Below are 21,079 nucleotides of genomic sequence, written 5' to 3' on the forward strand. Positions count from 1 at the left end.
GACTGGAGCTTAACACCGCCCACCCCGTCGGACCTTCACAACAGGAGGCGGTCGGTGACATTGCGCCGCTCGTTGTCGTCACGCGTGTCGTAGCCTGCCGTGGTAGCGATATTGGCGTGGTGTGCCAGTTTCTGGGCAATCGACACGTCGTATTCCTCGATCACTCTGGTGATAAACGAACGCCGGAAATCATGGGGCATGATCTCGACGCCGACTTGCCGCCCACGTTGCTTGGCAATGTAGTAGATCGCGTGTTTGGTCAGACGCTCGCGAGTAATGTGGTGGCCGCGCCGAATGCGGTTGAACAGAAAGTCATCGTCGGCGACTCCTTCGGGCAATTGCTCGCGACGAAACTTCAACCAAATGTCGAGCTTGTCGAAGGCCCAGGCCGGGGCGAACTTGATCAGTTCGCGATTGCCCTTGCCCATGACCCGCAGGCTACGCTGGGCCATATCGACTTGACGCAGCTCGATGTTCACCGATTCGGACTTGCGCATGCCGCTGCCATAGAGGATCGCAATGATCGCTGCATCGCGCAGACCCTGAGGGCGTGGATCGGCGGCACACACGTCCATCAGTTCACGGATCAGCGTGCGCCGCAGGTTGCGCCCCGGGCTCAGGCGCGAACCGCCGGTTGCCTTGACCGCGCGGATCTTCATCAGTTGCTCGGGGGTGATCAGGTCCTGCTGCCAGGCCTGGTTCATCACCCCACGAATAGCGTTGACGTACAGCGAGGAGGTATTGGGAGCAAAGCCGTCTTCGCGCAAGGCCGCCACCAGCGCGGTGATATGCGCCGGTTGTAGCTGGTGCCAGGGAATCTCGTCGATTGGCGTGTCGTCCAGACCCAGGCGATCCGCCGCATCCTGCAGCACATAACGCATGGTCTGTCGGCTGGAAGGCGCCAGGCGCGCCAGGTAGAGTGTGACCGGTGGAAGGACTTCCGCCAGCGGGTTGACGGGCGCAATCAGAGATGGAGAAGACAAAACCTTCGCTCAGGCGGGACATGAATCCCGCAGTATAATCCACTGTGTGATTATACAGTACCGTTGAACTATAGGGAGACCGACGTTCCCGCGCCCGAGCGAGGGAACGATCAATGTCAGGTTTATTGAGTGCTAAGCTGCTGCACGATCTTGTCCTTCACCAGCAAGCGCTTCTCCTTGAGCCTTTTCAGTTCATCATCTGCCGCCAGGGCCGACTCGGCTGCCAACACACGTTTGTCAATATCTTCATAGTCATTGAGCAACTGATTGAGTTTGTTGTCCTGAGCCCTACTCTCCTTGATCTGCTCCCGGGTCAAGTTCAGGTCTGCGAACAAATCGTGCTTAACCGGCATATCGTCACCTCTTGTGGCTGATGGCTGTTCAGGGCGTTGCCCTTAAGCAATAGCACGCCCTGAGCTCGATTGCTTCACCGTGTGGCTTTACGACGACGAACCCACCGCCACGCTACACCACCGAGCAATACCAGGGCGGCCACCGGGAGCAGCGCCTTGTAAGGTCGCAATGCCGAACGCACGCTGTTCAATGGTTGGGTCAGGTAGCGTTTATTGGCCTCATCGAACTTTGGCTCCTGGCACTGCTGGCCGAAATTCGCCGCCCAACTGACATACGGCCCCTGCTCGACATAACGCTGGTAATAGCGGATTTCTTCGTCGCTACCCGCCACCCAGCCAGCGGCGTTGCAAAGCACCGCGGCGAAGGCCTGGCTGCTGCGAGGCAACTGATCGGCGGCGTGGTTCGCCAGGTCCGCCGCGATCCAGCGATAATGATAACGCTGGTTGGGCCTGGCTTCGCTGCCCTGTTGGCGCCGCACCTCCGCTGTTTCCAGGAATGGTCCCGGTTTCACCTCCAGTTTGCCCAGGCTATATCCGCCGCCCAGCCAGCGATAATCCGGCGACATCTCGTAACCGAGTATCTCCATCCCCGACTTGCGCGCCAGGGTCGCCGCCGCGAACAGCGACTCGGCCCGGCCAGTAGCGGTCCAGCGCGATGCGGCGTCCTGGCGGGCCTTGCCGTATGCGTGGGCAGCAGCTTGCAGTTCCGGGCTTTCGAAGTAGGCCGGTGCTTCATCGTAGCGACCTTCACGCAGCAAGCGTCGCCCCAATAGTTCGCGCAATTGCGCGGCTATCGGGCGCAGGACATAGTTGTCCCGATCTTGCGCCTTGGCCAGCGGCGGCGCAGCTACCTGGGTATCGACATAGATCTTTAGTTCATCAAGAGTCAGGACCCGCTCGGCCACAGTTGCCGCATCGGGCCAGTAGATGTCCTGGCTACGATAGAGCTGGTCGAAGGCTTGCAGGTAGTCGCCGCGATCCAGGGCCAGGATCGCGCTTTCACCCTCGACCCGGCAGCCGGGCTGGACATTTTCCCAGGCCCCGTCCGCGTTACGCCGTGGCCCCCACACCTCGTCCTTGGGAAACGCCTCGGCTGCCTTGGCATAGGCGGCAGCTGCCTGGAGCTTGTCGCCGTCGCGCAAGGCCAGCTTGGCCCTCACCCACCAGGCCAGGCCGCCGTCACCGGCGTGATCGAGATAGGCTCTGGCGGCGACGAAGTCACCCTTCTGATAACTCAGCGCCGCCAGGCGATCGGCGTTGTCGAAACTGGCGGTGACACTCGCTAGCAGCAACCGGGTCAGGCGTTGCTCCTGCGCCGGCTGCTCGTCGAAGAACCAGCCGACACGACTCAATAGGTAGGCGGTGAACAGCTTCTGCACCGTTGGGTACTTCAATTGCTCCAGCAACTGCTCGTCCGCCAGCGCCACCAGTTCTCGGGCCACCTGCTTGAGCGAGCTATAGCCTGTACCCGCGCCCAAGCGGCTCTGACTGGCGTACAATTGGACCGCGCTTTCCCAGTCGCCGTTGAGTTTGGCCAACCGGGCTTCTTCCCCGAGGCTGGCAATTCCCAGCTCCAACGGGTCGCTGAAGTCCTCGGCACTCAGTTGCCGCGCCTGCTGGAAGGCCAGTCGCGCCTGGGCCCGCAGCGCCGCCGAGATCACTTGCGGATCGACACTGGCCTCGATGCTCAAGGCCACCAAGGCGCGTCCCAGGGAATAGGCTGCCCAAGTGCTGCGCAGTCCGCGCTGATCAGCCGGTAACGCGAGAACTTTGCGAAAATACTGCGCTGCCAGGGCTTGATTGCCAATGTCGAAGGCCACCGCGCCGGCGATATACAGGCGTAATTCGTCAGGCAGCTCCCGCCCTAGAGCCTCCACCTGTTGCGGGTCCTGCAACGCCCGCAGCTGCGCCACCTTAGCCCGTAGGTTTTCCGGCAGTTCAGTAGCCTCGACCTTGTCGCGCTGCTCACGGTAGGGCCGAGTGTTGTCGTCGCTGTCCCAGGAGGGTTGCAGCGTGGCGTCGGTGGCAGTCTTGAGACCGGCCATAGCCTGGCCGAGACGGCTCACCTCAAAGGCGAAGTTGGTTTCCGGCAGCTCGGCCAGGGATTGTGCGCGATCGTCGAGCAAACGTAACGGGAAGTCCGGACCGCAGGCCAGAGCCGATCCGAGCGGCAGTCCGAGGGACAAGCACAGCAAGTGCCGGGGCCAGTTACGGGTAGACATTCCAAGCTCCTTGATCGATTCGGATACAGCGTGCCCAGCCGAGCACGCGCTGGCCCCCAGCGGCAATGCGCGCACTGGATCGGCGGGTAAAGATCAGATGTCGTGGCGTTTGCTGCAAGGTGTAGCCATTGAGTCCGTCGACGCCATCACATTGCTCAGCCGTGAGTTCAATGCGCTCGGGTAGCGCTCGATCGAGATTGCCGACGTTCTCCAGTCGTATGTCATAGAGGCCGTCCTGGGCCAACAGTTCAACCCGCCACTGACTCGCCAGGGCATCGCCGCGAGCCACCGCCTGTAAGGTGGATAGGCTCCAGGCACGACGGTCGCCGGGCAACGGCAGACGAAACCAGATCAGCCCGGCCAGGTGGGCGGGTGGTTGGGTTCGCAGCTGTTTGGCCAGGGTCGCCAGTTGCTGCGGATCGGCCAACAGTTCGCGGCGCTCACCGCCACGGCTCAGCGGCGTTTCGCTTTCCACCACAGGTGCGCCTTCGGCGCCGGGCAGCAAGGCCATGCCATAAGCCGGCAGTGCCAGGTAGAAAGGTTTATCGCTGATCTGCCCCCAGCGCTCGGCCCATTCCCTGGCCAGCCCCGGATTAAACAAACCGAGCCTCGGATGACTGACCGCATGAACCTGCAACACACTGCTGTCGACCGCCTGCAACAAGGCAGGTAGTTGGGGGCTGTTGAGCCAAGCAGGCAAGGCGGTAATGCTCAGTTTCAACGAAGACGGTAAGTGCTGGCGCAATTTCCACAGAAAGTCAGTATAGCCCGATAGGCGTGCACTGGCGCTGTCATGGTCGATTTCCAGTCCTGTCGGTACCACGCCCGCCGCCCGCCAGTCCGCCAGCAGTTGTGAAATCTGCGCGCGCGCCCTGTCTGGATCGAGGGCCGGCAATTGGCCGTCAAGGCGCACCACCGCGATGACCGGACGGCCATCGGCTTTGAGCTGCGCCAGATTGACCAGTGCCCTGCTCCACCCGGCCTTGGGTTGGACCTGCAACGCCAGCACCCGCAGGGTGGAAAAGTCTGCCCGGCTCTGGGCCAGGGCCTGCTCGTGGGCTGGCCGCCACTGGCGTTGCCAGACATAAAGTTGCTGGTCGAAAGGTGTGGGCGGCTCCGGCTGACAGCCACCAAGCAGCAGGAGCAAACCCACCGGAATTAGCCCGCGAGCAAGAAAAGTGACGGACATACGAGCCTTTATCGAACGCAACGAAGCTATTTGTTGGCCGCCATAGTACCTGAAGAAACCACGCTCAGAGATGGGCCAGCGGCAGCCGCCGTGCCGCCCGTTCGAACAGCTGGCGTAACCCGGCATCATCAGCGCTCATCGACTGCAAGGTGATAAAGGTTGCCGTCGCTAATGTGCGTGACACCTTCACTTGTGATCCGGCCTGGAAATCTGGACGTCGATGCAAGTTGCGCAGCGTCAGTATCGCCAGGCCAATGGCATGCAGGCAGAAAAACCTCAGGCTGGAATGTCGTGGCGCGATCAACAACGCATAGTCCATGGCGCGACGTAGATGGGCATGGGCGAAGCCGATCAGTTCGATCATCGCCGGCCCATAACCCGGCTGCGTATTCGGGTGCAATGACAACAGGCTTACGCCGTGCCTCTCGAACAGGTCCCGTGGCAACCGGCATATTCCGACCTGACGGTCTTCCCATTGATCCTTGAGAATATTGGCCAATTGCAAGCCTTCGCCAAAAGACAACGCCAGTGACAACATCCGCTCCCGGTGAACCGCGTGTTCCTGATCGAAATCCACCAGCAGCTCGGTGAACATGACCCCGACCACGCCAGCGACGTAGTAGCAATAGCGCTCCAATTCACCCAAGGTCGCCAGCCCGACAGGACCGGTAAGCCGATAGAACTCGGCCATGCCCGAACACATGGTAGTCAGGCATCTCAAGATAGCCTCCCGTTGAACCGTGCTCAGGGTATGGAATACTTCCAAAATCAACGGAAACTGGCGTAGCAAATCTCTTTCCGCTGGCGAACTGGCCTCGGAAAGCCGTAGAGACAGCTCATCGCAGAACTGCCGGGCATCAATATCACCGGCCATCGTTTTCAGGTATTCGGCGCCATAGTGCAATTTATCGACAACAGGCAGCGCCGGTTCGTCTTCAATGGTATCGGCGATACGACAGAGCAAATAGGCGTTGGTCATGGCCTTGCGTAATGGGGGGGGCAACGCCGGAATGCTGAGGGCGAAGGATCGGGACACGCGGGGGAAAATCGCCTCTTGATAAGCAAGGGCGCTTTGCGGTGTCGATATTTCAGTAGCGCTAGTCAGCGTCATGGTCAGGCTCACGGGATAAGATTACGATAACGCGCCAGCGCCCACAGCGGAAAATATTCGCTGTAGCCGTGATAACGCAAGTACATCACCTTCTGCACTGCGGCCCCAGTAAAGCCTGACTCGGCCCAACCGCCCTGATCGCGCTGTGTCGCGATCAGGTAATCGGCCCCGCGCGACACCGCCGGGTGCCCGACGGCTCCGGCCGCCATCAGTCCGAGCATGGCCCAAGCCGTTTGTGAAGCCGTGCTCGCCGCGCGATAGTGCCCAACGTCGCTCACCTCATGGGCGCCGGCGCTCTCGCCCCAGCCTCCGTCCTGATTCTGAATCGACACTAACCACCGAGCGGCGCGTTGCATACGCGGGTCCTGATGGTCGACACCGGCGGTGTCGAGCGCACACAACGCCGACCAGGTACCGTAGATATAAGTGACGCCCCAGTGGCCCAACCAGCTACCATCGGATTCTTGCATCGCCCATAGACAATCGACTGCATCGCGCACCACCCTGGCCTCTTCCGCATCTTGCTGAAAAGGCGCCAGCAATGACAAGCAGCGACTCGTCACATCCGCTGTCGGCGCGTCGGTCATGGCGGCGTGATCGGCAAACGGCAGATCGTTCAGGTACTCGGCGGTATTGTCTCTATCGTATGCGCCCCAGCCACCATTGTGACTTTGCAAGCCGGCCACCCAGCGACAAGCCCGTCGGGTCGCTTCCAAGCCTGCCTTGTCGGCATTCAACCGGCTGGCGCGATGGAGGGCTGCCGCCACCACGGCGCTATCGTCGACGTCGGGATAACGCTCGTTACGGTACTGAAACGCCCAGCCGCCAGGAGGCAAATCAGGCGCTTGCTGCGCCCAATCGCCGTGCACTTCGAGAATCTGTAGCGTGCGCAGCCACTGCGCGCCTTGCAATGCGGCACTGCAACCACGAAGGGTCTGTGTCTCCAGCAACGCGTGTAGCGCCCACGCGGTATCCCACAAGGGCGACTCGCTGGGTTGGCAATAGGCCTGTTCCTCCTCGATCACCAGCAGCTTGTTGCTCGCCTGCCGGGCCATGACTCGCATAGGGTGTTCGAAGGGAAAACCCACCGTTTCGTACATCAGGCTCGCCAGCATCGTTGCGACATGCAGTCCGCCCAGGCCACTTTCGCCGTTCAAGCGCTCACCGACAAAGGTCAGCGCCGTATCGATGGCCCTTTGTTTCAGTCGTTTGGGCCATGCCTTATCGAACAGGCCCAGTAACCTGTCCACTGCCCACAAACAGGCAAACCGCGCCGGTTGTTGGTGGGGCGCTCGCGGCGGCAATCCCAGACGTGACGGCAAATGGATAAACAGTTCTTCCAGGCCGGTATTCTGGAGGTTTTTTGCAAGAGGGCGCTGATTGCTGATCACCAATAGCGGAACCAGAACAAGCCGTGCCCAGGAGGCCATTTTTGCTAGGTGAAACGGAAACCAGCGCGGTGCCAGCAAGAGGATGACGGGCATGGTCGGCAGTGCCCGCCAAGGCACCAGGCCAAACAGCGCGAGCATAAAGCGAGCAAAGACATTCGAGCTTTCGGCGCCGCCATGGGCGCGAATCGCCGTACAGGCCCGGCGCATATGCGGCGCGTCCGGAGCGTCTCCCAGCAGTTTCAAGGCAAAATAAGCCAGCACACTGCTACTGACATTGATCGGGCCATCGGCATCAAGCGGCCAGCCGCCCTCGGGCAGTTGGCGAGCGCGCAGATAACCGGCGATTTTTACCTCGACCTCACACTCTATGGCTTCGCCAAGGTAGCGTGCGGCCAGAAGATAGTGGGCCGTGGTTGCCACGTCGGACTCCAACGGATAATGCCAATGGCCCTCAGGGAGCTGGCGTGCCAGCAGTGCATCAGTGGCTCGATCGACAGCCTCCGTCAGGTCAGCGTTCGATGTTGCCCCGGACGATTGCCCGACAGCGATTGAAAGGTTGTCGCGAGGAAAGGGCTGGTTGTGCATTGACTGTCTACCCGCTCGCGGGACCGCGAGCCATCAAGCCGAAAAGACTCGTCCAATCTCGCGACAACCGTTTCCTTGGGAAAAGCCGGAAATACAACCAGAGGTACCGAACAAGCGCCAGGTCATGACGGGCGTAATGGCGAAAAAGAGCATCACACCCCAACGCTCGCAAGTGTTGAAGCTCAATCGGGTTTTGTCAAATGAGTGCATCGCCAGCCGGCCGACCTGCTCTTTCGATGAACGGACAAACCGAATGTCCGTCTCCCCTTGCGCTGGGACAACGCTGATCTAATGTCTATCAACACAGGTCAGGAACATCTGAGTTGCCTTCTCACCTACTCTGGTCCGCAGTTCCGTCCAGCGATACCGTTAGCCTGGAGTCTGAGTCATGGAAGAAACCCTCATCTTGGTCGATGAGGATGATTGCGAAACCGGCAGTGCGCATAAGTTGTTCATCCATCAACAAGGCCTGCGACATCGGGCTTTCTCGATCTTCATTTTCGACAAGCACGGCTGTTTGCTGCTGCAACAACGTGCCCTCGGCAAATATCATTCGCCAGGATTGTGGACCAACACCTGCTGTGGTCATCCACGCCTGGGCGAACAGACTCATGCCGCCGCGCAACGGCGACTGTTCGAAGAAATGGGGTTGGCCTGTCCACTGATGAAAGTGGCGTCCCTGCTCTATCGGGAACAGGTCTCGAACGATCTGATCGAGCATGAGTTCGATCATTTGTTCGTCGGCACCAGCGATATGCCACCCGTCGTCAATCCCGATGAAGCCCTGGCCTGGAAGTGGATGCTGCTGTCCGACATCCCAGGGTGCATCAGCGCCGAGCCGGAACGGTATACGGTCTGGTTCCGCAGAATCTTCGAGACCTACACCCTCGCGAGTTTGCGGGCCTGGCACCAACTGGCGATCGCGGCCCCTTCGACCAGCCATCTGGCGCTCTAGAGGTTCACCTCATGACACAGAACGCGCACGATGCGTTGGCGATCTCGTTGCCGACCGAGAACGCCCTGCCCGCTTTTGAAGACTGGTGGCCACTGATACTCAATGGAATCGAACAGCAGCTTGAAGATGAGTTGCCGTCGCCGGGAGTTCCACCGTCACGCTTGCATGAGGCCATGCGTTATGCAGTGTTGAATCCGGGAAAACGTCTGCGTCCCCTGTTGTGTCACGCCAGCGGCACGGCCTTTGATGCACCGGCCCAGGCCTTGGATATCGTCGGCGCCGCTTTGGAAATGGCGCACGTCGGTTCCCTGGTGTATGACGATCTGCCGGCGATGGACAACGATCACCTGCGCCACGGGCGCCCGACCCTGCACATCCAGTTCGACGAAGTCACCGCCATTCTGACCAGTACGGCCCTACTGGCGCAGGCATTCACCGCCCTGAACTATGTGCCGCTACCCGCCGCTCGTAAAGCGCTGTTGATGGCAGAGTTCGCGGTCGCAATAGGCTCGCAAGGCATGTGTGGCGGACAAATGCTCGACCTGAGCAGTCAGGGCGTAGCGCTCGACAGTACGGCCCTGGAGCACATGCACCAAATGAAGACCGGCGCGCTGATCCGCGCCTCCGTGCGCATGGGAGCACTCTGTGCCCAAGCGAGCGTTCCCAGCCTCAATGAACTAGATCGTTACGCGGCGGCCATCGGCCTGGCCTTCCAGGTCGTCGATGACATTCTCGACGTCACTCAGGACTCGGCGGCACTGGGGAAAACAGCCGGCAAGGATGCCCGGGATCACAAACCAACCTACGTCTCGCTTCTGGGCCTTGAACCCTCACGCAACCTGGTTCGGCAGTTAAATGAACAAGCCCATATTGCCTTGGTGAACTTCGATTTCCGGGCGATCTATCTGCACGACCTGGCTGACTTGATCGTCAACCGTCTGCGTTGAGACACATGGAGGAGTCCGAGATGTTCCAACTACTGAATACCATTGACAGCCCTCTCGACCTTCGAGCGTTGCATCCCAGGGCACTCTCGACCGTCGCCGACGAACTGCGGGCTTTTATCCTGCACAGCGTGTCACGAACCGGTGGGCACTTGTCGGCGAATCTGGGAACCGTAGAGCTAGCCATTGCGCTGCACTATGTGTTCGATACCCCCTATGATCGGATCGTCTGGGACGTTGGCCATCAATCCTACCCGCATAAGATCCTGACCGGACGCCGCGAGGCGATGGCCGGTATCCGCCAGTTAGGCGGGATATCCGGTTTCCCCCGACGCCAGGAGTCCGAGTACGACACCTTCGGCACGGCCCACTCCAGCACCTCGATTTCCGCAGCGCTGGGTATGGCTCTGGGAGCTAGGAACAAAGGTGAGCAGCGGCACGCCATCGCCGTCATCGGTGACGGCGCCCTGAGCGGTGGCATGGCCTACGAGGCAATGAACAACGCCGGCCTGCATCAGGACCTGCCATTCCTGGTGATCCTCAATGACAACGACATGTCGATCTCCCCGGCCGTCGGCGCGCTACGCCATTACTTGGGGAAATTGACGGCCCATCGCTGCACGCCTCCGGCCAAGGCGGCGATCAAACGCATTCTGCGAGAACAAGCCGCAAAAAATGAAGGGACTGGGCACCCATTCGAAACACAGCTCACCGGGCTGAAACTGTCGGCGACCCTGTTTCAGGCGCTGGGTTTCAACTACATAGGCCCCGTCGACGGTCATGATCTCAATGAGCTGATTCCGGTGTTGCAGGCGCTGAAAAACCTGCGCGGCCCGCAGTTGTTGCATATCGTCACCGAAAAGGGCCATGGCTACAGCCCGGCGGCCAGCGATCCGGTGCTATACCACGGGCCTGGGAAGTTCAATCCGGAACAGGGCATTCAACCTACAATACCTGGCCGGCCGAGCTACACCCAGGTCTTCGGCAACTGGTTGTGCGATGAAGCAAAACTCGATCCGCGCGTCATGGCAATCACCCCGGCCATGCGCGAAGGTTCGGGTCTGACGGAGTTCGAGCGGCGTTTTCCCGACCGCTACTTCGATGTCGGAATTGCTGAGCAGCATGCCTTGACCTTTGCCGCGGGTCTTGCCAGCGAAGGCTTGAAGCCCGTGGTTGCCATTTACTCGACCTTCCTCCAGCGCGCCTATGACCAGTTGATTCACGATATCGCCATTCAGAACCTGCCAGTGGTGCTCGCCATCGACCGCGCCGGGATTGTCGGTGCGGACGGCGCCACCCACACCGGAGCGTTCGATATCGCCTATCTACGCTGTGTGCCCAACCTGATGATTATGGCCCCGACGGACGAAAACGAATGCCGACAGATGCTGCACACCGCTCTGCTGCAGAATGGCCCCGTGGCGGTGCGTTATCCACGCGGCGCCGGTAGTGGCGTCACCACGCAAGACGAGCTGAATGCCCTGCCCCTGGGCCGCGGTGAAATCCGTCGGCAATCGAGCCGCCCCTGGGGCTTGCGCATTGCTATCCTCGCCTTCGGCTCCATGCTGCTGCCCAGCCTCAAGGCCGCCGAGACCCTGGACGCGACAGTCGCCAACATGCGTTACGTCAAACCCCTGGATGTCGAGCTGATCGAAGCCCTGGCCTGTAGTCACGACCTGCTGGTGACGGTTGAAGAAGGCTGTGTGAAGGGCGGCGCCGGTGCCGCATGCCTCGAACATCTGGCCGTTTCAATGTTTTCCAACCCGGTTCTACAACTGGGGTTGGACGATCAATTCATCGAGCATGGCACACCGGAGCAACTGCTGAGCGCCTGCGGCCTGGACGCCGAAGGCATCGCCGCCGCAATCCAGATTTTCTCCGGGCAAGTGGCCATGGCACGCGGCGAATCCCGGCGGCAACTGACCATGGGAGGTTGCTCATGAACGTCATCCTGGCCCAACCTCGGGGCTTCTGCGCCGGTGTGGTGCGGGCGATCGATATCGTCGAACTGGCTCTGGAACAGTACGGTGCCCCGGTGTATGTCCGCCACGAAATCGTCCATAACCGTCATGTGGTCGACAGCCTCAAGGCCAAGGGCGCGATCTTCGTCGAGGAGCTCGATGAAGTTCCGGTGGATGCCGTCACCGTATTCAGCGCTCATGGCGTGGCCAGAGTCGTCGAGGACGCCGCGCGCCAACGCCAGTTGCGGGTGCTGGACGCCACCTGCCCGTTAGTCAGCAAGGTGCACAACCAGGGCCGCCAGTACGCCGCCAAGGGCCACCAGGTGATCCTGATCGGCGAGGCGGGGCATCCCGAGGTGATCGGCATACTCGGGCAAATTCCAGCTCCGGTGATGGTCGTGCGCAACGTGGAACAGGTGCAAACACTGCCCTTTGCGCCCGATACGCCGATAGCCTATATCACCCAGACCACTCTCAGCGTCGATGACACCAAGGCCGTGGTCCAGGCCCTGCGGCTGCGCTACCCGCAGATCGTCGGACCGGATACCCGGGACATCTGCTACGCCGTGCAGAATCGCCAGACTGCGTTGCGAGTCCTCAGCCAATGTGTCGACCTGGTGTTGGTGGTGGGCGCCGCAAACAGTGCCAATTCGCTGACTTTACGCGCAATCGCCGCCGAAACCGGAGTGCCTGCTTATCGGGTGGCCGATGGCGCCGAACTGGATCGGCAATGGTTTCAGGATATCGAGACCGTGGGTATCACCGCAGGAGCTTCCACCCCCGAAGCCTCGGTCGACAACGTGATCGCCGCCCTTGAAAAGCTGGCTCCTCTGACGATCAAAACACTGCCGGGTCGCGAAGAGCGAGTCCAGTTCAGTCTACCGGCAGGACTGATCGTCCGTAGTCGCTAAGCTGCCCAGCACAGGAACTAACGTTATGCCTACATTCGATCTTTCCCTGTTTTCCATCCCCTTTGAATCACGCATCAATCCTCACCACGAGGCCGTCACCGAGGCTTCTAGATCCTGGTTCCGGTCGATGGAATTCGAGAACCACGAGTACGTCATGCAGGAGTATGAAAACAATCGCCCCTGCGAGTTGGTAGCCAGAGGGTTTCCTGATATCGGGCCGGTTGAGTTGGAACGCGTGACGAATCTGACCTTTTGGTTCTTTCTGCTGGATGACGGCCTGGATCAAGGTGCTAAAAGTTTGCCGCCCGCCGCTGCCAGACAACGCCTCGAACGGATGCTTTCCCTGCTTAGGGGACCTGCCGACGCAATATCTCCAGACACCGCCCTTGAACGTTCAGGTGTGTCATTGATGACATCGATGCTCGATGAAATGACCCCGCGAGGCCGAACACGCTTTCTCGATGAGATAGCCGGTCTGTTCAGTTGGGTATCTCATGAAGTGGAGGCCCGCGCCAGCTCGGGCGTGCCGGATCTATTGAGTTTTGTGCGGCAGCGCAGATCCACTTGCGCCGCCATGGTCATCTTCAGGGCCGGTGAATATGCCAACCACGCGGAACTACCGGACGCCTTTCACCAAAGTCGGCTGTTTGAAACGCTACAGAACTGCGCCACCGATGTGATCGCCATGGTCAACGACCTATTTTCCTATGACAAAGAGATGCTGCACGCCGAGAGCAACAACTATGTACCAGTCTGTCGGCACCTGCTGGAGGCGCCCATTGATGAATCGGTGGCGTTTCTCCACCGATTGCTGGCTTCACGTGTTAACTGCTTTCAGAAGGCCCGAAAGCGATTGAAGGCATTGATCGAAACTCTGGCCTTCTCAGCCATCGAGCAACGCGCGATCCGTCTCTTCGCGGACATGCTGGAGCACTGGATGCGCGCCAATCTGGACTGGTCGCTACAGGTGCCCCGCTACAACGACTTTCATCAACGATAGAAATTGAGTCAATGAACACTCACATTTCTAGTGCACTCATTGCACTCGGTCGAACCCCCAATTATGAGGTCCGAGATTATGTCTTACGTCGATCTTCCATCGATCCACATTCCCTTTGTCTCACGCATCAACCCACATCAGGACGAGGCGGCCCGCGCCTCCAGTGACTGGCTGGAGTCGATGGGGTTGCTCAACCCCCAAGCGCACCGCTCGCTTGAAGCAGGCCGATTCTTCGAGCTGGCTTCCAGATCTTATCCTGAGGTGCAAGTGCGGGAGCTTGAGTGGATGATCAGTCTGATCAGCTGAATTTTCCTATTGGACGACGCGCTCGACCAAGGTGCCTTGAGAAACCGTGTCGGTGAGGCGGAGGCATTGTTGGCGCGCCTGTTCTCGCTATTATCCGCCGATCAGGACGTGGCCCCCGCCACGTCAGGGCTGGAGCAGGCAGGAGTGGCCTTGATGGGGTCGATCGGCAGTGCGTTGAGCCCCCACGGCCAACAGCGGTTACTCGCCGATATCCGCGCCTACTTCGACGCCGTATTGAAAGAGATTGAGGCCAGGGTCAGCGGCGAACCCCTCGATCTCCTGGCCTTCGCCGAGGTCCGTCGCTATACCGGCGCCACTCACCTGATGTTCTGCGCCGGTGAAGCCGCCCGGCATACCGAACTGCCTGACGCCTTCTGCCGTAGTTGGCCTTTCCAGGTCCTGCAGGACACTGCCAGTGATGTGGTGGTGTTGGTCAATGATATTTTTTCCTATGGCAAAGAAAGCCATTACGACGAAATCAACAACTACATGATGGTCTGCCAACACCATATGGGTCTATCGCTGCAGGAAGCCATGACGTTCGTCAACGACTTGCTGAATGACCTTGTCCGGGCCTTCCAGCAGGCGCGAGCGAGGCTGCCGCTATTCATTGAGCGCCAGCGGTATCCACACGCGCAAAGAGTGGCGATTGAACGCTACGTCGACACGCTGGAAAACTGGATGAGCGGCAATCTTGTATGGTCATCGCAAGTGCCCCGTTACAATGATGTGCGTGTCCGACAAGGGGTGAACTGATGAATATCACTCTTCCACGGCGCAAAACCCGCGAGGTGGTTATCGGTCCCGTCACGATGGGCGGCGACAGTCCGATCGTGGTCCAGGCCATGACCAATACCGATACCGCCGACGCCCGAGCGACTGCCGCCCAGGTCGAGCAATTGGCCCTTGCTGGCGCCGAACTGGTACGGATCACGGTTAATGGGCATGAGGCGGCATCCCAGGTGGCGAAGATCCGCGAGTTGCTCGACGCACGGCAGATCAACGTGCCCCTGATCGGCGATTTCCACTTCAATGGCCATCGCTTGCTGGCAGCCTACCCCGATTGTGCCCAGGCGCTGGACAAGTATCGGATCAACCCCGGCAATGTCGGCAAGGGCGCCAGGCGCGACTCGCAGTTCTGCGAGATGATCGAAATTGCCTGTCGCTACCAGAAACCGGTGCGCATTGGCGTTAACTGGGGCAGCCTCGACCCAGACCTGTTGGCACGTATGATGGACACCAATGCAATGTTGGCCGAGCCGCAGGCCGCTGACGCGGTGATGCGCGAGACCTTGGTGGTCTCGGCGCTGGAGAATGCGCAACGGGCCATTGAGGTCGGTCTGCCGGCACAACGGATCGTGCTGTCGGCCAAGGTTAGCCACGTTCAGGACCTGATTGCCGTGTACCGCAACCTCGCCGCGCGTTGCGATTTCCCGCTGCACCTGGGCTTGACCGAAGCGGGCATGGGTTCCAGGGGGATTGTCGCGTCCACCGCCGCCTTGGCGGTTCTGCTGCAAGAAGGCATCGGTGACACGCTGCGCATCTCACTCACCCCGGAACCCGGCGGTGATCGCACTCGCGAGGTGCAGGTTGCCCAGCAGATCCTACAGTCCATGGGCCTGCGGGCGTTCACCCCTGCGGTGGTGGCTTGCCCCGGCTGTGGACGTACCAGCAGCAGCTTTTTCCAGGAATTGGCCCGGCAGATCGAGGATTACCTTCGCGAGCAGATGCCGATCTGGAAAGGTCTTTTCACCGGGGTCGAACAACTCCAGGTGGCGGTCATGGGGTGCGTGGTCAACGGGCCGGGGGAAAGTCGCCTGGCCGATATCGGCATTTCCCTGCCAGGGGCCGGGGAACATCCGTCGGCGCCGGTGTACATGGATGGCGAGCGGGTGCTGACCCTCAAGGGCAGCACCATCGGCGATGATTTCACCTGCTTGCTCCAGGCCTATGTCGCGGCCCGTTACGGCGGGCAAGCCGCTGCACGCGAACGGCTGGCGCAGATGGTCAGCCAATACACGGCCCATTCCCATGAGCTGATCGCCCGTGGCGATCAGTAACCACGGAGTTAGCATATGCACCAGCGCCTGACCCTGCTCGGGGCCACCGGCTCCATCGGCGACAGCACCCTTGACCTGGTAGCGCGGCATCCCGAGCACTTTTCCGTGTTCGCGCTGACCGCGCACCGCAATATCGACAAGCTTTACCGCCAGTGCCTGAGCTTCAAGCCCGCCGTGGCGGTGGTAGCCGGTGCCGAGGGCGCCCTGCAGTTATCGACCCGACTGAAAGCGTCGGGCTACAACACCGAGGTACTCCACGGTCCGCAGGCGTTGATGGCGGTGGCTGCGGCCAACGAATGCGACACCGTGGTCGCGGCCATTGTCGGGGCTGCCGGGCTGGCTTCGACACTAGCCGCCGCCAACGCCGGTAAACGCATCCTGCTGGCCAACAAGGAAGCGCTGGTAATGTCCGGCGCCCTGTTGATGGGGCGTGTCGCTGCGACGTCGGCGCGGTTGCTGCCGGTGGACAGCGAACACAATGCGATCTTCCAGTGCCTGTCGACTCACCCAGGCGTGTGCCCCGAACGCCTGATCCTGACGGCTTCCGGCGGGCCGTTCCTGACCCGTCCGTTGGACACCCTCGGCAGCGTCACCCCCGACCAGGCCTGTGCCCATCCGAAGTGGCGCATGGGCCGCAAGATCTCGGTCGACTGTGCGACCATGATGAACAAGGGCCTGGAGGTGATCGAGGCCCACTGGCTGTTCGATATGCCCGCTGAACGAATCGAGGTGCTGATTCACCCGCAAAGTATCGTGCACTCGATGGTGGTGTACGCCGACCAATCGGTACTGGCGCAATTGGGTAATCCCGATATGCGTACCCCCATCGCCCAAGCCCTCGCCCACCCACGGCGTATCGACTCCGGTGTCGAGCCGCTGGACCTGACACGCTGCGAGCCGCTTGCCTTCAGCAAGCCGGACCTGTTGCGCTTCCCCTGCCTGCATTTGGCCCTTGAAGTAGCGCGCGGCGGTTGTGAACTGAGTGTGGTGCTCAATGCGGCCAATGAAGTGGCGGTAGCGGCTTTTCTGGCCGGCGCGCTGGCCTTCAGCGATATCACCCGAGTCGTCTCGCAAACCCTGGAACAGACAGCCTCGGTGGCCATAGACAGTCTTGAGGCAATCGAGGAGACCGACCGCCGTGCACGCGCCAGGGCGCTGCAATTGTCAGACTTGCCACCAGCGCGGTAACAGTTGCCGGACCCTGGCCTCGGCAAAACGATCGTCGATCAGCATCACCACGCCACGATCCTGCTGGCTGCGAATCACCCGACCTGCGGCCTGCACGACTTTCTGCAACCCTGGGTACAGGTAGGTGTAGTCATACCCGGCACCGAACAGCGCTGCCATGCGTTGTTTGATCTGTTCATTGACCGGGTTCAGTTGGGCCAATCCCAAGGTCGCGATAAACGCGCCGATCAGGCGCTGGCCGGGCAAATCGATGCCCTCGCCAAATGCCCCACCCAACACTGCGAAGCCGATGCCTTGGCTGTGCTCGGTGAACTGTTCGAGAAAAGCTTGGCGTTGGCTTTCATCCATGTGTCGCGATTGCTCCCAGAGTGGAATCCGTGGATGCCGTTCAGCCAACAACCGCGCCACCTGCTGCAAGTAATCAAAGCTGCTGAAGAACGCCAGGTAGTTACCGGGGCGCTGCGCGAACTGCTCCGCCAGCAACTCGACAATGGGGAGCAACGACGCCTGACGATGGACGAAACGGGTGGAAATCTCGCTGACCACCCGCAGTTCAAGCTGCTCGCGTCGGAACGGCGACTCGACATCGATCCAGGCGGTATCGGCCGGCAGTCCCAGCAAGTCGGCGTAGTAATGCCTGGGGCTCAGGGTTGCGGAGAACAGTACGCTGCTGCGAGCGGCTGCCAGCCGTGGGCGGATAAAGGCTGCGGGTACCACATTGCGCAGGCACAACTGTGACAGACGTCGCCGGCCATGCTCGCGCAGGCTGATATCAAAGAGAAAGTGTTCGTCGAACAGCTCCCCGACCCGAGCGAATTGCAGGAGGTCGAAGTAGAACGTTTGGAGTTCGGCTCCCAGTCCTTGCGGATGCTCGTTGAGGTAATCGCCGAGGGTCGAGATGCTGCGCGACATGGCCTGAAGCAGCCGGGTCGGCGCTTGGGCATAGGCCTGATAGGCCACGACCGACTCCTTGTGCAAGGCATTCCACTCGCGGTTCAGCCGTTGCAGCGATTTTTTCAGGGGCTCTGGCGCGTTCTGGCGCAAGCGATTGAGGTTCTGCTGGTCCAGGCTGGCGCTGTACATCTGCCGACCGCGCTCCACCAGGTTGTGGGCCTCGTCCACCAGCGTTGCCACTCGCCACCGGTTGGCCTGGGCCAGGCCGAACAGCAGCGCGCTGAAGTCGAAGTAATAGTTGTAGTCGGCGATCACCCAATCCGCCCAGCGCGCCATTTCCTGGCTCAGGTAGTACGGACAGATGGCGTGGGTCAGGGCAATTTCCCGCAGCGCCCGGCGATCGAGCAGGGCGACACCGCTAGCCGCCTGGCGCGCAGCCGGCAAACGATCGTAGAAACCCCGCGCCAGCGGGCAGGCATCGCCATGGCAGGCCTTGTCCGGATGTTCGCAGGCCTTATCGCGGGCCACCAATTCCAGCACCCGCAAAGGCAGGCCGGGGCTGCTGTCGTACAGGACCTGTGCCGCATCGAGGGCGAGCTGGCGCCCTGGGGTCTTGGCCGTCAGGAAAAACACCTTGTCCAATTGCTGTGGCGCCAGGGCCTTGAGCAGCGGAAACAGGGTGCCGAGGGTCTTGCCGATACCGGTCGGCGCCTGAGCCAGCAGGCAGCGCCCGGTACTCACCGCCTTGTACACCGTTTCCGCCAAGGTGCGCTGGCCGGGGCGAAAGTCACCATGGGGGAACGCCAACGCCTGCGCCGCCAAGTTACGAGCAGTGCGATGACCTGCTTCCTGATCGGCCCAGTGCAGGAACAGCGAGCACTGCCGCTCAAAGAAAGCCTTGAGATCGGCGGCCTTCCAGGTTTCGCGCAGCAGGGTTTCCTTTTCGCTGAGAATGTCGAAGTACACCAGTGCCAGGTGGATTTCCGTCAACCGCAAGTGCTCGCAGGCCAGCCAACCATAGATCCGCGCCTGGGCCCAGTGCAACTGGCGATGGTTGGCCGGCTGAGTGGCGAGATCGCCGCGATGGGTCTTGATTTCCTCCAATTGGTTTTGCATCGGATCATAGCCGTCCGCTCGCCCCCTGACCGACAGGCCCTGGTAATGCCCTTCCAGCGCCAGTTCGGCCCGATACCCCTCGTTACGCCGCGCCGTCACGGTGCGATGCCCGACAATACCCTCCAAGGCGCTCGGTGACGGAGTGAAGCGTAGGTCCAGGTCGCCGGTCTTGGCGGTGAATTCGCACAAAGCGCGTACAGCCACGCTGTAGTTCAAGTGAGCAGCTCCGCCCATTGAACATGGCACACGGCAACCGGCATCTGGTGCTGGTGACAGAACTCCAACCAGCGCAATTGGTTATCCTGCAAGCGATCACCCGGTCCCTTCACCTCAATCATCCGATAGGTCTTGCGTGCTGGCCAGAATTGGATCAGGTCGGGCATGCCGGATCGGTTGGCCTTGATATCCAGCAGCAGGCGTTCGAACCAGTGTTTCAGGTGGACCGCCGGCAGGCACTCCAGGGCCTGTTCCAGCAGCTCTTGGGTCAGCACGTTCCAGAAGACAAAGGGTGATTGCAGCCCCCATTTGCTGACAAAGGTGTGACGCATGGTCTGCTTGTAGCGCAGGTCCGCCAATTGCTCCAGGCACTGGGCGAACAGCTCGGCCCGGCGCGGATAAAAATCCTCGCTGTGCAGATCGGCCGGCCCGCTTTGGAAGGGATGGAAGAACGCTCCCGGCAACGGCGCGAAGATCGCCGGCCAGCACAGCAGGCCGAATAGTGAGTTGATCAGGGTATTTTCAACCACGTGTACCGGCGCATGATCCTCATGCAGGTGCCGGGCGACCCGTTGTTCGACCGATTCATCCGGCTCGTGGCTCAGACTCAAGTCCAGCCGCGTCACCGGCATCGGGGCTTTGCGCTCCTGCACCGCCAGCCCAAGCCGACGTCGCAGCCGTGGCAAGATTCGCAGCAGATGCTGTTGCTCCTCGGCACTCTCTGGCCTCGCTTCGGCTTCGCTGGCGAGTGCCATGGCCCGCGTGGGCTCGCCCAGGCGTTCTAATACCCGGATCCTGCGCAGGCGGGCACCGGGATAGCGGCATCCGCCATAGATCGCCAAGGCACCAGGCAGGTCCTGCAGCCGCTCGTTGTATTGTCCCAGTTGAAACAGCAGCTTATGCCGTCGCCGCTCCAACCAGGGGTTGTCGGTCTGCAATCGCTGGATATGCTCCAGCACCTGAACGGTCTCCACCCCAGCTTCCAGGGCCTCACGGGCGCTATGCAGGTGCAGGTAGCCGTCCACGTCGGCGCGGCTGCGCAAGCTGCGCGACTCGACGCTGAACTCGACCTTTTCATAACTGAAGATGCCCAGGTCAGCCAGCACGAACTCGGACCAGTCCTGATAGAGATTGCCGAAGAACATCAGTCGCAGGCGCTCGCACAGTGTCATGACTTGCAGGCTGTAGAGTCGATCAGTCAGTTGCGGACACCACTGGGCGAACGAACGTGTCTCGTCCTTGAAGTGTGCGCCAAGGACGGCCAGCAATTCGCTTTTTCTGGCCTTGGGTTGCCCGATAAAGGCCTGGAACGCTTGCACGATCTCGGCTTTTTGCAGTACCGCGAACAAAGCCTCCAACTCCAGCGAAGTGTCGTCCCGGACCCAGCCCAGGGCCAGCAAGGGCATCACCGCCGCTTCGCTGTCGCCGATTTCGCCATAGTTCAGCTTGCTGGCGCGAAAGTGCTCGCCCTTGCGCATCACCAGGCGCACCAGCAGAGCCCGCGAAATTTTGGGCAAGGCTGAAAAATCTTCGATGAACGCCCATTCCTGCTCGTTCAATAGATCGGCATAACGCTGTGCCAGCCAGTCGAGTACGTGCTGGAAGTTATTCAGGTAGTAAAACGGATCGGCAAAGGGCTGGATCGTCACAGGCGGGCAGGACCATGGTTATCAAATGCTGGTTATACATACAGA

Annotated in this window: 17 protein-coding genes; 9 read left to right on the forward strand and 8 right to left on the reverse strand. The window is 60.7% G+C overall.

The features are described 5' to 3' along the window. Positions 1–35: 35 nt before the first annotated feature. From BMX68_RS06785 to shc, 6 genes are all read right to left on the reverse strand, one after another. On the reverse strand, positions 36–983 hold the full coding sequence (locus BMX68_RS06785) for a site-specific integrase (RefSeq protein WP_017133837.1): 948 nt from the start codon (positions 981–983) through the stop codon (positions 36–38). A 122-nt stretch (positions 984–1,105) separates the two neighbouring features. Then, positions 1,106–1,336, reverse strand: a complete 231-nt coding sequence (locus BMX68_RS06790; RefSeq protein ID WP_017133838.1) for a DUF465 domain-containing protein — start codon at positions 1,334–1,336, stop codon at positions 1,106–1,108. Positions 1,337–1,410: 74 nt separating this feature from the next. Next, a complete protein-coding gene (locus BMX68_RS06795) occupies positions 1,411–3,558 on the reverse strand; it encodes a hypothetical protein (RefSeq protein ID WP_017133839.1) in 2,148 nt (715 codons plus the stop codon). Further along, on the reverse strand, positions 3,545–4,747 hold the full coding sequence (locus BMX68_RS06800) for a DUF3142 domain-containing protein (RefSeq protein WP_074861965.1): 1,203 nt from the start codon (positions 4,745–4,747) through the stop codon (positions 3,545–3,547). The genes BMX68_RS06795 and BMX68_RS06800 overlap by 14 nt, the downstream gene beginning before the upstream one ends. A 64-nt stretch (positions 4,748–4,811) precedes the next feature. Continuing rightward, positions 4,812–5,858: a squalene/phytoene synthase family protein gene (locus tag BMX68_RS06805; protein ID WP_074861969.1), complete on the reverse strand. Its 1,047-nt coding sequence runs from the start codon at positions 5,856–5,858 to the stop codon at positions 4,812–4,814. Between the two features lie 8 nt (positions 5,859–5,866). Next, positions 5,867–7,834, reverse strand: a complete 1,968-nt coding sequence (gene shc, locus BMX68_RS06810) for a squalene--hopene cyclase (RefSeq protein WP_017133842.1) — start codon at positions 7,832–7,834, stop codon at positions 5,867–5,869. A 388-nt stretch (positions 7,835–8,222) separates the two neighbouring features. On the opposite strand from shc, the gene idi reads away from it, so the two are divergent. The 9 genes from idi to ispC all read left to right on the forward strand — a co-directional run bounded on the left by idi (position 8,223) and on the right by ispC (position 17,159). Beyond that, complete coding sequence (gene idi / locus BMX68_RS06815; protein ID WP_017133843.1) at positions 8,223–8,789, forward strand: isopentenyl-diphosphate Delta-isomerase; 567 nt, start codon at positions 8,223–8,225, stop codon at positions 8,787–8,789. Positions 8,790–8,800: 11 nt separating this feature from the next. Beyond that, the gene (locus BMX68_RS06820) at positions 8,801–9,736 is read left to right on the forward strand and encodes a polyprenyl synthetase family protein (RefSeq protein ID WP_017133844.1); all 936 of its coding nucleotides are present in this window, start codon (positions 8,801–8,803) and stop codon (positions 9,734–9,736) included. 20 nt (positions 9,737–9,756) lie between these two features. Then, positions 9,757–11,676, forward strand: coding sequence for a 1-deoxy-D-xylulose-5-phosphate synthase (gene dxs, locus BMX68_RS06825; protein ID WP_017133845.1), 1,920 nt, complete (start codon positions 9,757–9,759; stop codon positions 11,674–11,676). After that, positions 11,673–12,605 (forward strand): 4-hydroxy-3-methylbut-2-enyl diphosphate reductase, encoded by a 933-nt coding sequence (gene ispH / locus BMX68_RS06830; protein ID WP_017133846.1) that lies wholly within the window; start codon positions 11,673–11,675, stop codon positions 12,603–12,605. The genes dxs and ispH overlap by 4 nt, the downstream gene beginning before the upstream one ends. Positions 12,606–12,630: 25 nt before the next feature. Next, positions 12,631–13,605: a terpene synthase family protein gene (locus BMX68_RS06835; protein WP_017133847.1), complete on the forward strand. Its 975-nt coding sequence runs from the start codon at positions 12,631–12,633 to the stop codon at positions 13,603–13,605. Between the two features lie 78 nt (positions 13,606–13,683). Continuing rightward, positions 13,684–13,911, forward strand: coding sequence for a hypothetical protein (locus tag BMX68_RS06840; protein WP_017133848.1), 228 nt, complete (start codon positions 13,684–13,686; stop codon positions 13,909–13,911). 9 nt (positions 13,912–13,920) lie between these two features. Beyond that, positions 13,921–14,667 carry a terpene synthase family protein gene (locus BMX68_RS06845; RefSeq protein WP_017133849.1) on the forward strand — a complete coding sequence of 249 codons (747 nt, stop codon included), beginning with the start codon at positions 13,921–13,923 and terminating at the stop codon, positions 14,665–14,667. Further along, positions 14,667–15,971: a flavodoxin-dependent (E)-4-hydroxy-3-methylbut-2-enyl-diphosphate synthase gene (gene ispG, locus BMX68_RS06850; RefSeq protein WP_017133850.1), complete on the forward strand. Its 1,305-nt coding sequence runs from the start codon at positions 14,667–14,669 to the stop codon at positions 15,969–15,971. Before BMX68_RS06845 ends, ispG begins: the two co-directional genes overlap by 1 nt. Positions 15,972–15,986: 15 nt before the next feature. Beyond that, the gene (ispC, locus tag BMX68_RS06855) at positions 15,987–17,159 is read left to right on the forward strand and encodes a 1-deoxy-D-xylulose-5-phosphate reductoisomerase (protein WP_017133851.1); all 1,173 of its coding nucleotides are present in this window, start codon (positions 15,987–15,989) and stop codon (positions 17,157–17,159) included. On the opposite strand, the gene BMX68_RS06860 is transcribed toward ispC, so the two are convergent. Beyond that, positions 17,136–19,385 carry an ATP-dependent DNA helicase gene (locus tag BMX68_RS06860; RefSeq protein ID WP_017133852.1) on the reverse strand — a complete coding sequence of 750 codons (2,250 nt, stop codon included), beginning with the start codon at positions 19,383–19,385 and terminating at the stop codon, positions 17,136–17,138. The genes ispC and BMX68_RS06860 overlap by 24 nt on opposite strands. Beyond that, complete coding sequence (locus tag BMX68_RS06865) at positions 19,382–21,034, reverse strand: VRR-NUC domain-containing protein (protein WP_074861972.1); 1,653 nt, start codon at positions 21,032–21,034, stop codon at positions 19,382–19,384. Before BMX68_RS06865 ends, BMX68_RS06860 begins: the two co-directional genes overlap by 4 nt. Positions 21,035–21,079 lie beyond the last annotated feature (45 nt).

The sequence above is a fragment of the Pseudomonas agarici genome, from assembly GCF_900109755.1.
In the GTDB taxonomy this organism is placed as follows: domain Bacteria; phylum Pseudomonadota; class Gammaproteobacteria; order Pseudomonadales; family Pseudomonadaceae; genus Aquipseudomonas; species Aquipseudomonas agarici.

Excerpts from the sequence above, each read along its gene's own strand:
- dxs (WP_017133845.1), top strand. The coding sequence starts at position 9,757 with ATGTTCCAACTACTGAATACCATTGACAGCCCTCTCGACCTTCGAGCG.
- BMX68_RS06800 (WP_074861965.1), bottom strand. The coding sequence starts at position 4,747 with ATGTCCGTCACTTTTCTTGCTCGCGGGCTAATTCCGGTGGGTTTGCTC.
- ispH (WP_017133846.1), top strand. The coding sequence starts at position 11,673 with ATGAACGTCATCCTGGCCCAACCTCGGGGCTTCTGCGCCGGTGTGGTG.
- shc (WP_017133842.1), bottom strand. The coding sequence starts at position 7,834 with ATGCACAACCAGCCCTTTCCTCGCGACAACCTTTCAATCGCTGTCGGG.
- ispG (WP_017133850.1), top strand. The coding sequence starts at position 14,667 with ATGAATATCACTCTTCCACGGCGCAAAACCCGCGAGGTGGTTATCGGT.
- idi (WP_017133843.1), top strand. The coding sequence starts at position 8,223 with ATGGAAGAAACCCTCATCTTGGTCGATGAGGATGATTGCGAAACCGGC.
- BMX68_RS06790 (WP_017133838.1), bottom strand. The coding sequence starts at position 1,336 with ATGCCGGTTAAGCACGATTTGTTCGCAGACCTGAACTTGACCCGGGAG.
- BMX68_RS06820 (WP_017133844.1), top strand. The coding sequence starts at position 8,801 with ATGACACAGAACGCGCACGATGCGTTGGCGATCTCGTTGCCGACCGAG.
- BMX68_RS06805 (WP_074861969.1), bottom strand. The coding sequence starts at position 5,858 with ATGACGCTGACTAGCGCTACTGAAATATCGACACCGCAAAGCGCCCTT.
- ispC (WP_017133851.1), top strand. The coding sequence starts at position 15,987 with ATGCACCAGCGCCTGACCCTGCTCGGGGCCACCGGCTCCATCGGCGAC.
- BMX68_RS06795 (WP_017133839.1), bottom strand. The coding sequence starts at position 3,558 with ATGTCTACCCGTAACTGGCCCCGGCACTTGCTGTGCTTGTCCCTCGGA.
- BMX68_RS06835 (WP_017133847.1), top strand. The coding sequence starts at position 12,631 with ATGCCTACATTCGATCTTTCCCTGTTTTCCATCCCCTTTGAATCACGC.
- BMX68_RS06840 (WP_017133848.1), top strand. The coding sequence starts at position 13,684 with ATGTCTTACGTCGATCTTCCATCGATCCACATTCCCTTTGTCTCACGC.